A 980-nucleotide genomic window follows, 5' to 3' on the forward strand; every position below is an offset into this window, starting at 1 on the left:
AGACTTCCTAAAAAGCCCCACCACCCCATATTGGAGGCTGTTTTTGTGGCTTTAGTTGCAGTGTTTTTTGCTCCCTTGATCGTATCCTCAAGATTGTCTGAAAGTGTTTCTGCCCGTTCTTCAAGGACTTTGATGGCTTTTTCGGTTTTTTCTTCTGCGCTTTGATAGAGTTGAACAGCATGGTTGGCTGCTGTTTGTGCATCCGAACGGGACATGCCATCTTTTATGAGCGCGTTGATGATATCACTTCGATCAAATTTTGTCGTGAGATCTTCTACACGATCAGACAGGCGCTCACCAAGATTTTTTAAAGTGGTGCGATAGTAAGAAGGATCATTTTTGAAAGCTGTTATCGCAGAACCAATATCATTGAGTGCAGCTTGATAGGTTTGTTTCAAGCGATCAGGGTTGAGAGCAGGAATGTCGCTTTTATTGAGAAGGGTGCGCAATTCACTCCTAAGTTGGTCAAAATTGATATCATTGTCACTATTTTTTGCAAAAAACTGTTCAAGACTTTCGCTGTTTAAGTTTGCAAGTATAGGGGAAATATTGTTTTTTAGGCTGTCTACGGTTTGTTGGACCATGGAGCTGTTTTCTAGAGCCGTTTTAGCTCCTATCTTTGCTGTACTAGAAACCACGTGGATGGCTTGGAGGGTCATCAGCAATGTTATGAGAGCCCAAGTGAGAAAGCCATGAAGAATCCCTGAGGTTTCAGCAAAACGTCCAGCTACAAAGCCTCCCAAGGCTAGGCTAATCAGTGTAACGATAACAGAACCCACGCCAAAGGAGAGGAAAGAGCCTTCAAATGGGGTTGAAGAAGTGAAATCCATTTGGCTTAAGCCTAAAGCTGCAACCAGAAAAGAGAGGCAGATTGAGGTGGCAAGAGCCGTCACCAGTCCCGCAAAGATTGCGGACCATGAAATGGGTGTGTGAAAGAGTGAATACTTTTCTTCTAGAGACGTTTCTCCTAGAAAATTCGT

General features: G+C 43.5%; 1 protein-coding gene. It reads right to left on the bottom strand.

The window, feature by feature from the left end:
• The coding region (locus tag ACFINY_RS09760) for a DUF3792 domain-containing protein (RefSeq protein WP_375701072.1) at positions 1 to 980 on the bottom strand (980 nt) is incomplete at both ends.

The sequence above is a fragment of the Bartonella sp. AA23NXGY genome, assembly GCF_042197165.1.
Taxonomy (GTDB): Bacteria; Pseudomonadota; Alphaproteobacteria; order Rhizobiales; family Rhizobiaceae; genus Bartonella.